Here is a 17751-nt window from a genome sequence, read left to right as displayed (position 1 = left end):
AACCCGGCGCTTGCTTCACCGCAAAACCGCCGCATAATCAATCCAACCAGACGCGCCAGATCCTCTCTTAGCTCAGGCCGCCTTCTGTCCCAAAATCCCTGACGACGGACAGCAAAGCGGTGTCGGAATTGAAACTATCCGCTACTACGAACGCGAAGGGATCGTGCCGAAACCAGAAAGGGCATCGAATAATCGACGCATGTACTCTGCGCACGATGTGGGACGGCTTTGTTTTCTAAGGAAGTGCCGAGACTTGGGTTTTGCGCTTGCCGATGCAAAGGTGCTTCTCAACCTGTCCGAAGGTGATAGCGAGGATTGCCAATCCGTTAAGGAACTGGCCGAGCTTCATATCTCCAATGTGCGTATGAAGATAATCGAACTTAAGCGATTGGAGGCCGCCCTGAATGAACTTACGGCCAACTGTAACATCGGTAACGTTTCTTGCCCGATGCTTACGCAGATACGGACCTACTAATGGCACTTTGAGGCTCGCAGTCGCCCTATGCCAACGCAGCATGACCCAAGATTCGGGCCGCGCAGAATCTACCGTTCGTTAGAGAGGTCAACTCGTTGATTTAGTAATGTTTCAATCAATGAACATTTGTGCCTGGCCGCGGTGTTCTTGAAGCACGCGGCGATTTCGGACAGTGAGCCCTACCTGCCGTGCCTGAGCAATCAATTTGCTGCATACGCATTCGGCAGGTTTTATCAGAAGCCGACCTCTGATTTCCGAAACGCAGAGCAATGCGTTCTGCCTATCTTTTTCCCAAATTGGGCTAGGCAGACTCAGATCTTCTGTTGCTTTCCATTGTATCAAGGCTTGTATCGTGTGTACTCAAAGTCCATATACACAAGGCTTACGTTTTTCTTTTTCGACCTGCTGTCTCCCAAACTCGGCGTTCAGTCTTTCGATTCAGACCGACCACGCCGAGTCGCCGCAATGATGCGGGCGGCAAGTATTAGGAGACTTCCACCATGGCAAATGGCACAGTAAAATGGTTCAACTCGACCAAAGGTTTTGGCTTTATCGAGCCTGAAGATGGTAAGCGCGATGTGTTCGTGCATATCTCAGCACTTGAACGTTCCGGCATCAGCGAATTGAAAGACGGCCAGAAGGTCACTTTTGACGTCGAAGCTGGCCGTGACGGACGCGACAGCGCCGCCAATCTGGCACTCGCCTGACCTTTTTTAAGGGCACCCTTTTCGGGTGCCCTATTGAACAATGGGCTACAATAAGCCATTGGAGAACAAGTAACTTGCAACCTAAAGACTGGACGCGGGTGCTCGCGCAATACCGTGTTGCCGATGCGAAGCGCAGTGTTTTTGAACTTGCGATCACAGTTGCTCCCTTATTTGCGCTATGGGCCCTAGCGTGGTTTGCGTTATCTTTTAGTGTCTGGATCGCAATACTACTGGCCATCCTGAATGCCGCGTTTCTGGTCCGTATCTTCATCATTATGCATGATTGCGGTCATGGATCTTTCTTTAGAAGTCGCACTGTTTGCAATTGGACCGGTCGGGTTCTAGGTGTTCTTGCCCTGACACCCTATGACGTTTGGCGGCAAAGCCATGCGATTCACCACGCTTCAACCGGTAACCTTGATCGGCGTGGTATGGGTGACATCCCTACATTGACCACTGAAGAATACCTGAAGCGGAAGTGGTTCGGGCGTGCCGCTTATCGTCTGACCCGGAACCCCGTCTTCCTGTTCGGTGTTGCGCCGATCTATACGTTCTTTATTCAAAACCGTTTACCTCTTGGTTTCATGCGTTCGGGCTGGCTGTACTGGGCAAGTGCGATGGGAACAAACGCTGCAATTGCAGGGATATTGGCCCTAGTTTTTTGGGCCGGAGGCATTGAGGTATTATCGTATGTTTTCCTACCAACCATGATTGTCGCATCATCGATTGGTATTTGGCTTTTCTATATTCAACACCAGTTTGAACACACGACCTGGGAACGGGAAGAGGGGTGGAACCTTCAGAACGCCGCATTCTATGGAAGTTCTCACTATGCCCTACCAGGCATCCTGCGGTGGTTCTCTGCTAACATCGGCGTACACCATGTTCACCACCTTGCCAGCCGCATACCGTTTTACCGGCTAAACGAAGTTTTGCGTGACCATTCTGCGTTAGAAAATTGCCAGCGTATTACTCTATATGAGAGCTTTCATTGTGCACGATTGCATCTTTGGGATGAAAAAAGTCAACGTCTGCTGACATTTTCCGAGGCTTTGTCGAACGCCAATTCCAAAAGGCATTTAGTGTAGTCTGGCGCGCACCAAAAAGGCTTCGACAGTATCACCGCCGAGGGCGCGAATGGCCTCTAGTCGGTGAAGGCCTTCAATCAGCACGAACCTCTTGTTGTCCGCGCGTATCTGGATCGGGGTCTTCTGGCCGTTCTTCAGAATATCTTCGGCCAGCGTCAGGACTTTTTGCTGATCAAGTGTTTTTGCACGCTTCACAGGTACATAGATCAGGTCGAGCGGGTATGGTTTCTTCTCCAGCATAAGCTACGTGTGCAACCTTTCTTGCATTTATTCCGGTGCAGAGCTCGCTTCAAAAGCGGGGCGGGAACGCACGTCAAAGAACCGAACGAACAGCATCGCGCAGTTCCCGATGCATGATCCAAGTGGCTGGCTCATCGTCATTTTCGACGTGAGAAAATGCCAGAACTTGCGCGGCGCCATCATTCTGCACCGATCCGGCTTCGGGAAGTTGGAGTTCCAGATATTCAGCGATCAATAGTCCGATTTTCTTGAAGACCTTGATGGACGCCTCGCGCGATTTGTAACCGGCCGCCTGAGACAAGTGACCAATGGTCAGACCGTCCTTGCCTGCGATAGTAAGTGCTTTGAGCATTGTGACCTGAGCAGGGGTGAGCCTGATCTGTCGCAATGCCTCGGTATATTCTCTTTCACTGGGAACGAGGGTGCCAGAGTTTCCCTCCAAACGGCGTTGACCGCTACGTTTCCTGTCTCGTTCTCCGAGAATTTCTTTTAAGGCTTCAATGGCCAATGCCGGTGTTTCGCCAACTGCATCGGCAATCATTGCCTGTGTTTTGGCTGGTGGCTTGGGGAATGCGCGCGCAACGCTGTTACCGCTCAGAATGCCGGCCTTAATCAAGTACTTTCCAAATTCTTCTTCAACCACTCCTGCCACGTCTGCGTTCCGCGCTTTACGAACACTGCGGTCCTGAAATGCTCTTTGTTCCAGACCACGAGCTGACATCTTTGAACCGGGAAGGGTTACTTGAGGGGCATTTTTGCGCATCAGAGAAACACCGCCACAATTATGGCCGCAACAAGCACCGCCGACGCCACAGATACTTTAATCCCGTAGGACCGGCGACGCGCCTTTTCAGCCTTGAGGCTTTTACCCAAGTTTTCGTTAATCGAGTTATGGTTCACGGCTTGGTCCTTCCGGATATGTCGGTCGATATTGATTTCCACCAACCTATTGTCGCGGCACATTTTCGGTGCACGTATCGTTCTGTCGTGTGAATGGCCGATTGCATTCCCAACCATCACCTCTTCGATTTAAGTGAGCATTTGAAGGGACAAGGATCGCAACGCACCTGTCCCGGTTTGCGCGAAAACCACGTTCGCATTTCCATCCGGAATAGGTTTCAGGTGCAAGGTATGCATGCAGTGGAACGGCCACAGGCTCACAGCCGCTCTCAGCTGCCCTGTAGCCTCTGAGGCATACCCACCCATCCGAGCTTCTTTTGTCGCTCAGACGACCGTTTTTTGGAACTTCTATTGCAACACAATCCTGGTTCTCCTTACGAAATCCCCAGTTGCAGTGTAATTCCTGCACGCCAAACCGGGTTTCGACGTACCCATTTTGAGGTGAAATCACCTCTTCACATTCGTCCTCGACGCGCTGGAACAGCCGGTTGCACTCCCATCGGTCTCCGGTTGATGCAAGATAGGCGTTTTCAGGAACTCTTATCTCCTCGCAGAGTTCTCCGACAATCTGAAAACCATGATTGCATTCCCAGCCGCTGCCAAAGGAGCTACCCGTCAAATATGCGTTTTCCGGTAAGTCTATTCTTTGGCACGATCCGTTCTTGTTTTCGAAACCTTGGTCACAAACCGATCCATCGGCATTGCCTGCGACTTGGGCAGGAAGCTGCGTCCCTGAGAACAACACCAAGAGTGTCGGGATCAAACAAAGAATGCAGCGCGCAAACAGGACGAATGACTGATTGAAACGGAGCCTGAGACCTGATCTATCGGGCATCAAGCACGCAATTTATGAGCCATGTGTTGTTCATACGGCGCTTTCTTTCATGGGTCACGCGATGGCTGGCGCATGTCAGGTGACAGTTGCGAATGCATGTGAGGAACGAGCTCATAGCGAAGACCCCAGCGAAACCCGTTCCTATGCTGGGGCACATGCTACAGTTATTCTGAAGGCCATTGGATCGTCGAAGCCGGCAGCATCGCGGCGACGAGTAACTTTCACCAATGCACTTTTGTGGTCCTTAGCCAGAATAGAGTCAAGGAAGTTTCCCTTGTCGCCATGCAAGTACCGCCAGGGCAGGTAGTTTTTGAAACTGCCGGTGACCAAGATCCTTGGTGAACTACCGAAAGAAATTGTCTGGCCTGAGTGCGGCGAAAGAGGAGTATGTGATCAAGGCTTCCTCGTAACTTGGAATGACTGGCCGGACGACATTGGCTGTCAGGCGGGGATGTTCGCGCCGCTTCTGCACAAGTACCCGCGGTGCGATCAAATGGCCGCTCGGTCCGGTACCCTGTAAATTGCGCCTGTGCCGAGAAATCTGTGCTGCGAGCGCATGCAACAAGATTTTGACACTTCCGCTCAGGGCTCGCTACGTCCCCCCCCTGCGTAAAAGAACTAGAACCGCTATGGATTGGCGACCGACAGTGCCGAACGCCAAACTGTCTCAGATGTCTATGCGCTCTGCAATGCTTAGCGCGTCTTCCAATTCAACGCCCAAGTATCGCACGGTGCTATCGACTTTTGTGTGCCCGAGCAGAAGTTGGACCGCGCGGAGATTTCCTTTCTTGCGGTAGATCTCAGCTACTTTGGTTCGGCGAAGCGAATGCGTGCCATATCCGCTCGGTTCCAATCCGATTGCGGTTACGCTTCGTCTTCAGCGCCGATTACCGACCTGGTTCCACACTAAAACGACCCGGATTAGCGGGCTGGGTCAGCACCAATGAGGTAAAATGAGATATGATCAGAAAAGCTGGTAAGACCGGCGTCAGGTTATCAGCGACGCCGAGCTAACCCGGGGCTTACCGATACGCCATTTCGCCACGCGCTCAACCCCTTGCAGCGTCGACAAATCCGCTCTCCGAACCCTTCGCTCCAGAATGGCGTTCTGCAACGTAGGCACGGGCGTTCTTGCGGCACATCATTGTGGGCGCGAGCCACGATCGGATCTGCTTCGTTGTCGAAGTCTTCCATCAGTTCTTGGCCTCGATTTCTGTTTTGGTTTATACAGCGACTGGAAAAGAAAGTTCCGAGCCCTAAGCCTTGAGATTGAAGGAGCTGCCTGGTTCAGACTGTCCGATGGGACGGCCTGTAATCCGAGGGGTTTTATTAGGACGAACTGGCATTCCTTCGTTCTCAGCAGCTTGGACAGCGAAAGTATACCGAGAACCGTTTCCGCATCCTCGCGGTAGGGCTCGTTGATCTGATGATATGTCGTCTGCCTCAGAGATGATCGACTCCGAGTAGAGGTGCCGAAGTTGAGTCTCTGAAACGCCATCCGCTTCCATAATCAATTGCACCATGGGATCGGCCAAAAGCTGGTCGAGCAGGAATTGCGACAACTCCTTCGCAGACAATTTATCCCTTGCGCGGGCTCTCTCCAAATCAGCAAGAGAAACGGTCAAGGTTCGCGCCAGACCGGGGTGAGATTTCCGTGGATGCAGAAAGATTAGCACTGATGCTTTCCAGGCTTCTGGATCCAAATAATCTGGTGGTGCGGAAAGCTCAGTTTCTATGTCGTATTCGCCCGCCGGGAGTAATTCGTCAAAGCCAGGGAAAGTAAACGGCCTGGAAAAGACTGCGATTGTCTTGCTGATTAGTTGGTTCATTTGGGTAGTTCTCCTTTGCTGATACCGCTCGCTCGGAGATGCAGACAAGAACAAGCCACCCACTCCCGGCAGGGTATTATCAGTTTTGGGGTTTAGGCTTTGGTTTTTCGGGGACGGTGTCCTGCCCTTTCGACGTCACTTCTTTTTTTGACGCGTCCGCATCGTTTTCCTTCAGTGCGGCAGCCGCTCTGGTCGTCAGGTCTTTGAAAGACATCATTTTGATCCTTTGATTGTCCGCACCACCCACAAGCCCAGATGGGGTGTGAAAAGTGAATGCGGCTACATCCAATATAGGGATTGGGTGCCTCATTTACTACGTAAAGCCGTAGAATAAGACGGGTGGCTGAAGCAGAGCCGAGGCGGCGGCAACCCTGGCGCGCTACTTTCGCTTCGAATATGGGCGATCAGTGTTCGCTGCGGTGCAGTCAACCAATGCGCCATCACCATGGAAGACTTTTGCTACATCGGGTGCAGCCATGCCGCGCGAGAGCGCGCTATAGTTCAATTTCAGTTTCATCTCGCCACCAGCGCGAAGCAGGCAATTGGTGGTTTCAACAACGATATGATCACTGGTGGCTCCGACGAACGTGACGCCAGTAGGGAAAATTAGACCCGCCGCATCGGTGTCCTGGTGTCCAATGGCAAGGATCGACCGAGTGTTCGAAGGACTGTCTAAAGTCACACACCGCATTGAAGGCATAGGATAAGTCATTTGCACGGGATTTGAATTTGCTTTGGTCTTCGTTTCGATCACTTCCGCCCAAAGCGTGAAAACATCTGTGTATAGCCCGTCGATCGTGTACCCCGAAATGGGGTCAGTACCCAGCAGGATGGCCTCACCCAGACGCAGGTTGTTGATCTTTCCGGTCGCCCCCTTGCCAAGCGCCCATGGCAAACTGGCTGAGCCGCCGCCTGACACTGTTTCCAGAGCGGGTCCATTTGCAAGTTCGGTGCCGACGGCAAGCGACGAAAGCAATTCCATTGCTCCTGCAGAGGGTGCCACATGACCCAGACAGGCAAAATTTGCACCAATCCCCTTCAGAGAAATCCCTTCCATTCTAAGAATTTGAGACACAGTGCTTTCAATGTGTTCAGGCAAGATGCCATCCCGCATATCCCCCATTTCCACCATCAGGATAATATTGTGAGTAATGTTCTTTCCCAGCGCACTCACGGCCAGGCTTGCGATAATGTCCATCTCTGTGTTAAAGCTGACATTGCAGTTATCAACAACTTGCGCGACCTGGCTCAGCATGGGCGTTCGGATCAAGGATATGGAGCACGAGATCCCAGCATCGCGCATACGCATGATATTGCTGATCCGCGCGTCCGCCAGCCCTGTCGCGCCACCTTCAAGCATAGCATTCGCAATCTCAGGATGACCGCAAACGGCTTTTGTCACACCTGTCACCGTAATTCCGCGGGGTCTAAGGTGGTCGACCAGGAACCGTGTGTTGTACCGAATTTTGTCCAGATCAACGTCAATACGCAGCTTGCTCATTCAATCGTCGTAGCACGTACGGGTTGCAAGCGCGGAAAGGCAGATAGAACCATATTCACCAAGTTTTTTGGAGGACGGTTCAATGCGTCAGTGACCGGGAGATACAATTTGCGGTTATAGTCTGTGATGGCCTTTGAAATCTCAATATCATTCATTCCTTCATGGTTGATCGTCATGCCAATTACCTCTGTGTTCGCAAAAGTCTCGATCAGGGTGATTTCATCGCAAGGGTCGGGCATAGTCATGTTGGGGAAATCACATCGACGTTTTCGTTTAGGCGCGTGTTGAAGAATAACTGCATGTGGTTGACTGCCTCGCAGAATGAAGGCTGATGTGCAAAAGGCCGGATGGCTTAGCGCGCCCTGGCCCTCGATCACTATGACATCGGGGCGCTCACCTTCAGATGCTGCAACAACAGCACGCTCAAGTTCGCCACAACAAAATTGCGGCGGCACCGAATCCATCGCAACGCCATACTTGGCGCCCTGCATCAAACCTGTCTGGCCGGTGCCAACTAAAACTGTTTTGATCCCATGCGTGTTAAGTGCGTTTGTCAGGATTGTCGCGGTCGTACGCTTTCCAATTGCACAATCGGTGCCGAACACCGCGATGCGGATCGCCTGGACGTCTCCAATACTGCCATTTAACAGGCGCAGGTCGGGATTTGGCCGCGGCTTGCGAATGTCGCGTATCGTGACATCGTGAATTTTGGCAAATCCGGCGAGCTCCTTGTCATCGCTAAGAAATTCATGCAGCCCACTGACGATGTTCATTCCGAGCGTTATCGCATCCACAACAACTTCGCGATCCTCAAGGGACATTCTGCCGCTGGCCGGCGCCATTCCGTAAATAAACGTGTCGGGGATCGTAGCTTCATTAGCGACGGCGGCATCAAGATCATCGAAGATGGGAACCTGATTTGCGATATTATCAAGCACTTTGCCACTGTCACAACCGCCATACGTGCAGTCGATCACCGAAAGAACGCGATAGGCCTGTGAATGTCGAACGAGACCATTAGCCGTCTTGCCATCGATCTTTGCGAAGTTTCCTTCGCAATACACAATTGCAGTCGGTGTATCTGTCACGAGTGTCTTGCGGTGAAGCTCTGGAAAAACTGCTTGTTCAGGCGCCAGCTTTTGCGCATCGCTGGCAATGAACTGCTTGGCATCCGACGCAATGGGTACGGGTTTCATATCTGTTCCTTTTGGGAGTGTGAAACGCGCCGTCCTTGGTAAGAACGGGCACAAATTGTGAAGTTTGGAAAAATGGGCTCTCTGCCTGAAACCTCAATTGTTCAGAACACACTGACCTTCTGACTGATGATAATTTCTGTGGCATTGCCACCCATTGCCGGATCGGTCGATATGGGCATTTTCTGGTAACTCGATTGCATTGCAGCGATCACCGGACGCCTCGTAACCACGTTCGCATTTCCATCCAACTCCATGGATCGCGTCATCGTAGAAAGCATTTTCAGGCACAAACACGGCATCGCACTGTCCGTCGCGCTCAAAATACCCACGCTCGCACGTCCAGGGACGCCCGCTGGTTGATGCGTTCAGAAAAGCGTTTTCCGGCACCGCTACTGCCACGCATGCTTCTCCGTCTTTTTCGTAGCCACGGTTGCAACGCCATGCAGATCCATAAGTGCTGTTCGTCAGGTAAGCATTTTCCGGCACCACGATTTTCTGGCAGCTATCGTCTACTCTTGTGTATCCACGCAGGCACCGCCACCTCTCACCTGACGGATCGAGATATCCACCCTCAGGCACAATCACTTCAGTGCATGAGGTGCCGCCCACTTCAACAAAGCCGTGCATACATGCCCACCCTGAGCCGTAGGTTCTGTTTGTGGGGTAGGCATTTCCCGGCACGACAACGGCCACGCATTCTCCGCCTTCCAACCGATAGGACAAATCGCATTCCCAACCGTCGCCATATTTTTTGGGATGCGCATTATCCGGGATCGAATTTGTTTCGGCCGATGCGGGACTTGATGAGATAAAGGAGCCCGCCAAGCAGCTGAAAACGCCAACAAACAGCGCCGTCATAAAGTGAGAGTAAAACCAGTGTTGATTTTTTCGATTTGTCCTGGTGCAACCGGCGTTGTCCGAATGTTGAGTGATTGAGTTACGATCCATCCAGGTTCAGCCCCTCAATGCAGGCCTGTGCCAGATCTTTATTGGGGGTTTGGGATCCCGGTACCGTTGCCCAGCCGGCTGCCATAACGGCATCCTTTCGCTTGAAAGAAGAAGCTTCTTTGATCGTTGTTATTTTTTTGGCGCGTTGGGCGTCAGTTCTCGCCATGTCGACGCAGATCGGAACCAAGGCAGCGATTACATTGTCGCGGGACATGGCGTTGGCCATCTTGTCCGCGTTACTGCCGGTCATCCATCCACCCCAAGAAAATCCAACGACGCCTACGAAAACCCCTCCGATCAGGGCGCCGTAGATTCCGGGTTTAAGCCATTCGGGCGTGTTCATAATCTATTCCTCCTGCGGGGAAAGCGCCGCATCGCTGTCATTGTTAGATGTGGCCAAGGTCTGGTCTTGCTTGAGCGCCCGTTCAAAATCTTCTGGGTCAATTGGGCGCATTTCCGTGCGGCCTGGCTTGCTGCCTTTGCCCTGAACTGTCAGGTAGGTTCCGGTTCTTCGATATGCTTCGAAACTCAGGCCCTGTAGTAGTTCTTCTTCAACAACTACTTCATACTCGCCTGCAGGAAGTTCATCTGGATAGCCGGACAAAGAGAACGGATTTGAAAACGTCACCAAAGAACTGGACGATCTCGTGCTCACCTTAGTCCTCCATATAGTTTGTTGGATCTTCCCCACGCAATCTGCCGCGGATTACGCTCGTAAGCGCCACGGTAGTACCGGCGTTGTAATTTAGAATAATGTGCAAATGGCAGACGCGCGCTGATCGATGTTAGTCTGTGGCCAATGACCTGAGATTTTATTGGAATCTCAAATGCATTTGGTGCCCGAGGATCAGGTGCCGCCAAAAATTGACTAACCTGCGTCAGTGCAACGATGTTTGGATTCCGGCAACGTGATGTGTGTTGGCGGGATATTTGCTGGCGTGTTCTTAACGAGTAATTGAGAAGCGCAGGAAATCCAGTACCGCAATCGGACTGTATTTATCTTGCGCTTCTTTTTCAGTGAAATCCCAAATCTGCCGAAGCGAATTCCGTCTCTAACAGGCAACGATCATCAAAATCCCGGCATCGCTGTAGGGGTGAACTTATTGCTTCAACAGTGGCCCGGCCTGATCCAGATAAGTGGGGTCAAAACCGGCCAACGTCACCAGTCCTTCATAATCATCAAATACCACTTGCCCGGATTGAAAAGTAACCAGCCCCTTCTCCCGCAGTTGCCGTAGGACACGATTAACATGTACGGCACTCAGTCCCAGTGCATCGGCAAGGTGGTATTGTGTCAGTGGGCAGGCGTATCCCGTCTTGCTTGCCATCCCGACCTGAGACAGCCTCACACCAAGTTCCAATAGAAAATGCGCCATGCGCTCACCCGCATCTCGCCGTCCTATGTTGACCAGGTGCTCAACCACCATCGCTTCATCACGAGAGACCGCCCAAAGAATTGCTGTCGCCAGCCGGGGCGTTTGCGCAAATGCTTCCAGGAGATCATCCACTACTACTTCAATGGCTTGGATTTCCATGATTGGTTCTATGCTGTGATCCGAGGTGTGCAGCAGAACGCTTCGCAAGCCCAGAAAATCACCCGGTATTTGGAAATCGACGATCTGACGCGACCCGTCAGTCTGGGTTTTGTAGGAACAAACCCAGCCCGAGGCCAGAATGTAGGCAGCCTGCTCTGATTGCCCTTGATGCACAAGGTCACGTCCGGCTTCAAAGGTTCTGCGACGCTTATGCAGGCGTGCCAATGCCGCAAGTTCAACCTCAGTCAGAGCGACGAAGTTTGAAAGCTTTCGGGTGAGTGGACTGTTTTTGATAGTGCGCAAGTGTTCTTCCTTCATCGATGAGCAGCCCGCGAAACTATCCGACGCCAAGACTGCTTTCGATCAGTTAAGTATACAGCAATCTATGCCAGTATGATGCAATTCATTGTGGCGCTTCCTTGCTTGGACGCCTGTTAAAAAAGGACGTCTAACATGGCTGACCGGCAAGACCACTCTGGAATGGCCGCACTCTCAATTTGTGAAGCGCTTTTGCTTGCAATCAAAGATCGTGAGCTCCTGCCCGAACATGAAATTGTGGGAGTTCTGCGTGACGCAGCTGCTGCCCACGAAACAGCGGTCGGCAATAACGATGAAAAGGATATGCACCAGGCCGTCGCCTTTCTCATTAACCGGATCATAGCTTCCGGCTATCGGGTTCGGCAGTAGCGTAAAGTCCCGTATCGGAAAAACAAGATTATGCTCGTCAAAAAAGCTTAACAGCAAATAAACACACTTTTGATGCCTCGTTTCTAATCAGTTCAAACACGAAGCAAAAACCAATGTTTCAATACTTGCCATATCCCGCGTCTTGCTCGTCCGACCGAGCTGCGGCGAAGGTACGGTTCCCGTTAACGCAAATACAACGGCTGCGAATGACCTGATTGGTGACACTTGCCGCGACGCAACAATAAGTATGCCGCGACCGCGAGCAGATGCTGCTTCAGCGAAGGCTCAAATTCGAATGACGGCAAAGTCCGCAAACTGGGAGTTGGGTATTTCTTGAATTTGCACTTGCAGCGAATGGCAGCAAAGCGGGCTGCAACCGTAGAGTTCAGGACTGAGGTCGAACGGCAGGAATGGGTCGTCTTTGCTTTCCTTGCTACATTTCTTCCAAGTTGTCAGGCACCCGAGCCCATTCAGGGGCATCCTTCACAAATACTTTCTTTGTCGGTTTGAATAAACTCGGATCATCCAGCGTACCGGCAGCGATGCTGGTTAGTCCGAAAGATGTCACGCCCCACAGATTTGACCCGCAGATGCCGCAAAAATGCTTAACGACGGGGCGTCCTTCTCTAGAGATTTTCTTAAAAGTTAACGGCTTACCCTTCAGTAGCTGTAGATCATCGGAGTTAATCATATATCCGGCGTATCCATCTGTGCCTGTCATCGATAGGCAATCACTGCAAAAACACATGAGTTGAATCACTGGATCGCCGGTGATCCGATATCGAACCTCACCGCAATAGCATCCACCTTCAATCGATTGAGCCATGCTGCCTCCATCCATCGTCTTCGCCTGGGAAGTCAGGCTACCAGCGTATGTGTTCTGGCTTATCGCTGCAACAGGTTCAAAATGGGTCGGTGTTTCGCGCTCACTTCAACCCCCAGATGTCACGAAGCGATTAGATTTCAGGTGCCAACTACAATGCGACGGCTTGTGGCAAGACCTACCCTCTGCAGTGGGAGGGTTCGTTCGCTTCCATTCTAATTCTGAATCGTTCCAATTGAATGGATCTCTCAATGTCATTGGACAGATAGCTGGCATCAAACGATAATGGAGGTATGGAGCTGGCAGCAACCACACCTGTCCACCTGATCCATGTGGATCCAGACGTCAACATGGCGCGGTTCTATGGGATTGAACTGCAACCGACACTGTTTGGCGAAGTGACTGTTTTTCGTACCTGGGGACGTATTGGCACAAACGGGCAAGCCATGATGGTGACGTATGATGACGATGCCCAGGCCAATGAAGCGCTCCAGAACCTTGAACAGCAAAAGCGCCGTCGAGGCTACGTCCCGATCGGTGAGTGACTTCGAGTGGCAATCTGTTTCCATAGCAAATCCCGAGCCTGTCGTCTCGTGACCGGGCTCTAGGTTCCAGCCGACGTATCGGCTTCCACCCAGAACACCCCAGCATGATCTACCTGACGCAGTAGCCCCTGAACCGTCTCATGTGAGCCGGGGCAGGGGCTTTGGGTCATGGTCGCTCCATGCCGTGGTGATCTGCCCGTTCGGGTATCGATCCCTTTTGCGCTCCCGCAGGATCGAAGATCCTTTGGCTTCTTTTGTGGGTCAGGCTGGATTTGGACAAGCCAAACGCCCCCTGACGTCAGGGGGAAGGCGCGGCCTCCCCCCTCGGACAAGACAAATAGACCAGACCGTGTCCTCGCGCGTTGCGCTGCGGGCCGCACCACTCTTATCGATTTGTCCTGTCTCGCCCCTCTCCGCGTTCGCCACGAGGCAGGTTTTAGAGACGACGCCCTTTCAGGGCTCGGCTCAAAACCAGCACCAAAGGGGACCAGCCCCGGAGGTCGCACCACAAAAGGAGAGACGGTTTTGAACAGTGAAGCAACAACAGACATCGAGAATGACACGAGCCTTCAGGCTGCAGAGATTGCGGCGCAGAATGACCTGTTTCGGAAAGCCGTGATTGATCCTACTGCAGCCATTGAGATGCATTCCAAAGGCATTCAGGGGCAGGTGTTTGTCACGCCCGGCGTGTCAGGCGAAGGAATGGAATTTCAGACCGCGTCATTGAGGGCGGTGGCGTCGGATGATCAGTTTGACGAGGGCAATGACCCCTATGGCGATCACACGTTCGGAACGGTGACGGTCAGCGGCCAAAAACTGTTCTGGAAAATCGATCTTTACGACGCGGACTACAAATACGGGTCCGACCGCCCGTTTGATCCCGCAGTGACGCGCCGCGTCCTGACCATCATGTGCCCCAGCGAATACTGATTTCCGACCCAGTTCAGAAAGGGGGTGATGAAAATAAGTCAGGAAACCTTGCAGCAACGACGGCGCGAAGCCGTTGAGCTGGTCAAGAAGGGAGGTCTCTCCGCCAAGATCGGCCTCGCCTTCTTGAAACAACACGCAGCCGCATAAGCGGCCCCGCTCTACCCCGAGAGGGGTAGGGCACCCTTAACACGAAGCGAAACTCTCAAACAAGGATTTGCCCCATGAGCAAAGTTGAAACATTCACCGCACCGGAAACCATCGAAACCATCGCACTGTCTGATCTCTACTTGTCTGACCTGAACCCACGACAGGACGTTGCCGAGGAAGGCATTGCCCTGCTGGCTGATAGTCTGGTCATGTGCGGACTGATCCAGAACCTCAGCGGATTGCGCGATGCAGATGGTAAAGTTGCCATCGTTGCCGGAGGCCGCCGCCTGCGAGCTCTGAACATCGCCGTGACCGAGCGGGCCGATCTGGCTCAGGTCCCCGTGAAGGTCACGGATAACCCCTTTGTAGCCGAACAATGGGCCAATGCGGAAAACACCGCCCGGGAAGAACTGGACCCGGTGGACGAGGTCCGCGCCTATGGCAAAATGGCGGAGAAATCCCTGTCTGTTGCCAAGATCAGCAACGCGTTTGGCGTGACCGAAGCCCATGTGCGCCGCCGCCTCGCATTGGCGGGGTTGCCTGCCGCCGTATTGGATGCGCTCAAGGCGGGTGAAATCAGCATGGGGCTGGCGAAAGCCATGACCGTCAGCACCGAAGAAGAGAAAATTCTGGAGGTTCTGGAACAGGCCAAGGAGTGCCGGTGGTTCAGTGAGCATGATGTCAGACAAGCCCTGACGTCGGAAGCTGTCAGCAGCACCAACCGCAAGGCGGTGTTTGTGGGGCAGAAGGCTTATGTTGAAGCCGGTGGCACCGTCACCGCTGATCTCTTTGCCGATGAAACCCTGTTCAATGACGGCGCGCTACTGGATCGTCTGTTTGCTGAGAAACTGGCGGCAGAAGCAGCGAAGCTGCGCGACGCAGAAGGCTGGGACTGGGTGGACACCCATGAAGACAGCTACATTCCCTATGGGTTTTCGGGCATCGAAGGCATGCACCGTCTGGAGATGGTGAGCCTGGACTTCACAGAAGAACAGGCCGAGCGGTATGACGAACTTGTCGAACTCTATGAGGCTGAGGCTCTGGACGCAGAGGGCGAAAAGGAACTGGCCGCGCTCGAAGACTATGCCGCGCCGTTCTATTCCGACGATCAGCGCAAGCTGTCCGGTGTGTTTGTCTATGTTGGCAACACCGGCGAGATCAAAACATCATCGGCTTATGTCGCGGCGGAACATGTGCAAGCCGCCATTGAGGCCGGTGTTCTGGCCCCGGTCAAAGAGCCAGAGGCCAAGGAGGCACCAAAACCCGCCTTTTCGCAAAAGTTCATCGACGACATGGTGGCGATCCGGCTGGCGGCGGTTCAAACGGCTTTGCTGGACAAGCCTGACTATGTGTTGAGCCTGTTTGCCTTCTTCGCAACCCCGGCCTCGGGTCTGACCAGCACCCTGTTTGGGTTTGGCTATGGCGGTGCTGAGCGAAACACGCCCGATATTGACGACCAGTTCGTCCTCGACCCGCGTCTTGGCGGGGAGCGGGACGAGGCGGCAGAGGCAGCCTATGGCCAATTCCAAGAGATGGCCGCACAAGGCAGCGTGGAGGCATTCAAAGCGTTTCGTGATCTGGGCAAGAAGGTCCGGAATGGAGAGATCACAGCCTTTCTGGCTCGACGGTTCTTGACCCAGCGCCCGGAGTTCATGGCGGAGATTGAAGCTGAGATCGGCGCGGACATGCGCGTGATCTGGACCCCGTCCGCTGAGAACTGCTTCAAACGGCTGAAAGGCTGGCAGCTGGATGATCTCTACAAAGACCTGCTGGACCTGCGCGTTGATACCGACATCTTCAAAGCCTTCGTGAAAACCAAGAAAGGCGCGAAGAACGAGGCGATGCACAAGCTGTTCAATGATTCAGCGCATCAAACAGCACTGGGCGTGACCGAGGCACAGAAAGCCCGGATCGATGTGTGGGTGCCGGATTGCTTTTGAACCTAACGGGGCAGGGCGCTTTGCGCCCTGCCTATCAATCTCTGGCTGTGTTAGCCTCAATGATGAAAACTCAAAGTGGCATTGCGCGAGCACCCCGTCGCGCATAGCTATCAGAGGTCGGCCACCCGGCTCATTCTCAAAAGCGATCACTTGATCAGAACGGATTTGGAAAGACCCATGGACACCTCATCAAACAAGCTCGAGAAAGCCGCCCGTCGCGTCTGGAAATCCGCGCAGATGTTTGTCGGGTTTCACACGGATCAGACGGGCAAGCCGCGCGAAAAGCCAAAACTCTGGCCGCCCAAAAACGGGAGCGCATCGATCCATAGCGATCCCGGCGCGCAAGAGGCAATTGTTGTCGTAAAAGCGGTTGACCCGGAAGCCACGCAAGATGTGCAGATCAAGCTGCATCCAAACCGTATCGTTGTTCGTCGCGATGCAGATATGTGGTGGCAGGGTGTGGCTGTGGATGAGCATTCTGTGACGGTTCGGATGGCTGACAACACGATCATTGAAATCCGCCATGATGGGTCGGTGAAGCGCCGCTCGGCGGAAGATGAAACCCATGTCGAAGCTGATGGCAGTATCTTCAAGTTCACCGAATTTGCCGAGGCGCATATGACGGGTGATGGGGTGGAAATGACCCGCCGCACCGAGGATCGCATTGCCACAATCACAGCCGACGGTGTTGTCGATCGCGCGCGCAAACGTTAGCCTGGTTTCAATACCTCTAGACTTTCCTTTGGTTAAACTGTGGCCCGCTTCGGTGGGCCTCTTTCTTGGAGCGGCATCGCGTGGTCTCTGCCCTTGTACTGGTCCTGCCCCCAGGCGCGCGTTAGAAAGGTCGCTCGAGTCGTGGTGATGTCACTGCGAAATCCACCCCGCCAAATTGAGTCCGGCTGATCACCTGATCCGCGCGAGCGCGGTCCAGGGCCGGACAGTCCAGTCTTTGGCCTCCGCCAACTGGAAAGGGCGACTTGCGCCGCCAATGATCCTCCCACCTTTGCCACGAAGGTCATACCGATCCAGAATGGCCACCCGCACCCAGAACTGGGCACCGCGCCTGTGTTGGATCGAGGAGATGTTGCCGCCACGTACAGTATCGCTTTGTTCAGGTGGCCCGTGCGCAGCGATCCCAAAAAGTCTTGCCTTTTCACTTGGCCTGACAGTTTCAGGCCCGTTGCCTGAGATGATCCTCTGCTGCCGTGTTTCTGAAGGGATGAACATAAGCGGGCAGTCGGGGAAGACGCGCGGTGCCCGGGCCGGGCACCGCGCTTCAACAAGGAATTTCCCCTGCGCCTGCGGCGCATTCCGCGCGGATCAAATTCCCTGCTGACATCTCCTTGATGCCCGCTTTTCCCATGTTCATCGAAACACGCCATAGCGAGGATCAAACAATGGCAACTCAAGCTCTGAGACTGAACG

Annotated in this window: 19 protein-coding genes and 1 pseudogene; 8 read left to right on the top strand and 12 right to left on the bottom strand. The window is 53.3% G+C overall.

The window, feature by feature from the left end:
• Positions 1 to 40 precede the first annotated feature (40 nt).
• The 3 genes from ACR0MO_RS21225 to ACR0MO_RS21215 all read left to right on the top strand — a co-directional run bounded on the left by ACR0MO_RS21225 (position 41) and on the right by ACR0MO_RS21215 (position 2270).
• Positions 41 to 475: a MerR family transcriptional regulator gene (locus ACR0MO_RS21225; protein WP_480893203.1), complete on the top strand. Its 435-nt coding sequence runs from the start codon at positions 41 to 43 to the stop codon at positions 473 to 475.
• 500 nt (positions 476 to 975) lie between these two features.
• A complete protein-coding gene (locus ACR0MO_RS21220; protein ID WP_170430361.1) occupies positions 976 to 1182 on the top strand; it encodes a cold-shock protein in 207 nt (68 codons plus the stop codon).
• A 74-nt stretch (positions 1183 to 1256) separates the two neighbouring features.
• Entirely contained in the window at positions 1257 to 2270 is a 1014-nt protein-coding gene (locus ACR0MO_RS21215) for a fatty acid desaturase (RefSeq protein WP_170452345.1), read from the top strand.
• On the opposite strand, the gene ACR0MO_RS21210 is transcribed toward ACR0MO_RS21215, so the two are convergent.
• From ACR0MO_RS21210 to ACR0MO_RS21160, 11 genes and pseudogenes are all read right to left on the bottom strand, one after another.
• Positions 2262 to 2510 (bottom strand): ParB N-terminal domain-containing protein, encoded by a 249-nt coding sequence (locus tag ACR0MO_RS21210; protein WP_170452343.1) that lies wholly within the window; start codon positions 2508 to 2510, stop codon positions 2262 to 2264. The two genes, ACR0MO_RS21215 and ACR0MO_RS21210, sit on opposite strands and share 9 nt — an antisense overlap.
• Before the next feature lie 73 nt (positions 2511 to 2583).
• Positions 2584 to 3273 (bottom strand): hypothetical protein, encoded by a 690-nt coding sequence (locus tag ACR0MO_RS21205; RefSeq protein WP_170452341.1) that lies wholly within the window; start codon positions 3271 to 3273, stop codon positions 2584 to 2586.
• A gap of 1639 nt (positions 3274 to 4912) precedes the next feature.
• Positions 4913 to 5113: pseudogene (locus ACR0MO_RS21200) on the bottom strand (tyrosine-type recombinase/integrase); the annotation flags it as partial.
• A 388-nt stretch (positions 5114 to 5501) separates the two neighbouring features.
• Positions 5502 to 6074 carry a hypothetical protein gene (locus tag ACR0MO_RS21195; RefSeq protein WP_170759974.1) on the bottom strand — a complete coding sequence of 191 codons (573 nt, stop codon included), beginning with the start codon at positions 6072 to 6074 and terminating at the stop codon, positions 5502 to 5504.
• A gap of 79 nt (positions 6075 to 6153) precedes the next feature.
• Positions 6154 to 6288: a hypothetical protein gene (locus tag ACR0MO_RS21190; RefSeq protein WP_260026602.1), complete on the bottom strand. Its 135-nt coding sequence runs from the start codon at positions 6286 to 6288 to the stop codon at positions 6154 to 6156.
• A gap of 165 nt (positions 6289 to 6453) precedes the next feature.
• Positions 6454 to 7575 carry an alanine/ornithine racemase family PLP-dependent enzyme gene (locus ACR0MO_RS21185; protein WP_480893200.1) on the bottom strand — a complete coding sequence of 374 codons (1122 nt, stop codon included), beginning with the start codon at positions 7573 to 7575 and terminating at the stop codon, positions 6454 to 6456.
• On the bottom strand, positions 7572 to 8771 hold the full coding sequence (locus ACR0MO_RS21180) for an N-acetyltransferase DgcN family protein (protein ID WP_480893198.1): 1200 nt from the start codon (positions 8769 to 8771) through the stop codon (positions 7572 to 7574). Before ACR0MO_RS21180 ends, ACR0MO_RS21185 begins: the two co-directional genes overlap by 4 nt.
• Positions 8772 to 8864: 93 nt before the next feature.
• Positions 8865 to 9719: a hypothetical protein gene (locus ACR0MO_RS21175; protein ID WP_480893196.1), complete on the bottom strand. Its 855-nt coding sequence runs from the start codon at positions 9717 to 9719 to the stop codon at positions 8865 to 8867.
• A complete protein-coding gene (locus ACR0MO_RS21170) occupies positions 9709 to 10062 on the bottom strand; it encodes a hypothetical protein (protein WP_480893194.1) in 354 nt (117 codons plus the stop codon). The genes ACR0MO_RS21175 and ACR0MO_RS21170 overlap by 11 nt, the downstream gene beginning before the upstream one ends.
• A 3-nt stretch (positions 10063 to 10065) precedes the next feature.
• A complete protein-coding gene (locus ACR0MO_RS21165) occupies positions 10066 to 10374 on the bottom strand; it encodes a hypothetical protein (RefSeq protein WP_170520028.1) in 309 nt (102 codons plus the stop codon).
• A gap of 445 nt (positions 10375 to 10819) precedes the next feature.
• The gene (locus tag ACR0MO_RS21160; protein ID WP_170452324.1) at positions 10820 to 11572 is read right to left on the bottom strand and encodes a Crp/Fnr family transcriptional regulator; all 753 of its coding nucleotides are present in this window, start codon (positions 11570 to 11572) and stop codon (positions 10820 to 10822) included.
• A gap of 135 nt (positions 11573 to 11707) precedes the next feature.
• Between ACR0MO_RS21160 and ACR0MO_RS21155 the strand changes: the two genes are divergently transcribed.
• Complete coding sequence (locus tag ACR0MO_RS21155) at positions 11708 to 11941, top strand: hypothetical protein (protein WP_170336649.1); 234 nt, start codon at positions 11708 to 11710, stop codon at positions 11939 to 11941.
• 433 nt (positions 11942 to 12374) lie between these two features.
• Here the strand turns inward: ACR0MO_RS21155 and ACR0MO_RS21150 are convergent, their stop codons facing one another.
• Positions 12375 to 12767 (bottom strand): GFA family protein, encoded by a 393-nt coding sequence (locus tag ACR0MO_RS21150; RefSeq protein ID WP_480893192.1) that lies wholly within the window; start codon positions 12765 to 12767, stop codon positions 12375 to 12377.
• Between the two features lie 290 nt (positions 12768 to 13057).
• On the opposite strand from ACR0MO_RS21150, the gene ACR0MO_RS21145 reads away from it, so the two are divergent.
• The 4 genes from ACR0MO_RS21145 to ACR0MO_RS21130 all read left to right on the top strand — a co-directional run bounded on the left by ACR0MO_RS21145 (position 13058) and on the right by ACR0MO_RS21130 (position 17040).
• The gene (locus tag ACR0MO_RS21145; RefSeq protein ID WP_480893190.1) at positions 13058 to 13309 is read left to right on the top strand and encodes a WGR domain-containing protein; all 252 of its coding nucleotides are present in this window, start codon (positions 13058 to 13060) and stop codon (positions 13307 to 13309) included.
• 525 nt (positions 13310 to 13834) lie between these two features.
• Positions 13835 to 14239 carry a DUF3768 domain-containing protein gene (locus ACR0MO_RS21140; protein WP_480893188.1) on the top strand — a complete coding sequence of 135 codons (405 nt, stop codon included), beginning with the start codon at positions 13835 to 13837 and terminating at the stop codon, positions 14237 to 14239.
• Between the two features lie 221 nt (positions 14240 to 14460).
• Positions 14461 to 16326, top strand: a complete 1866-nt coding sequence (locus ACR0MO_RS21135; RefSeq protein WP_480893186.1) for a ParB/RepB/Spo0J family partition protein — start codon at positions 14461 to 14463, stop codon at positions 16324 to 16326.
• 177 nt (positions 16327 to 16503) lie between these two features.
• Entirely contained in the window at positions 16504 to 17040 is a 537-nt protein-coding gene (locus ACR0MO_RS21130) for a hypothetical protein (protein ID WP_480893184.1), read from the top strand.
• The last annotated feature ends 711 nt before the right edge of the window (positions 17041 to 17751 follow it).

It is taken from the genome of Ruegeria sp. K5 (genome assembly GCF_056531805.1).
The sequence above is the reverse complement of the archived record's forward strand: the minus strand, read 5'-3'. Positions and strand labels throughout refer to the sequence as shown.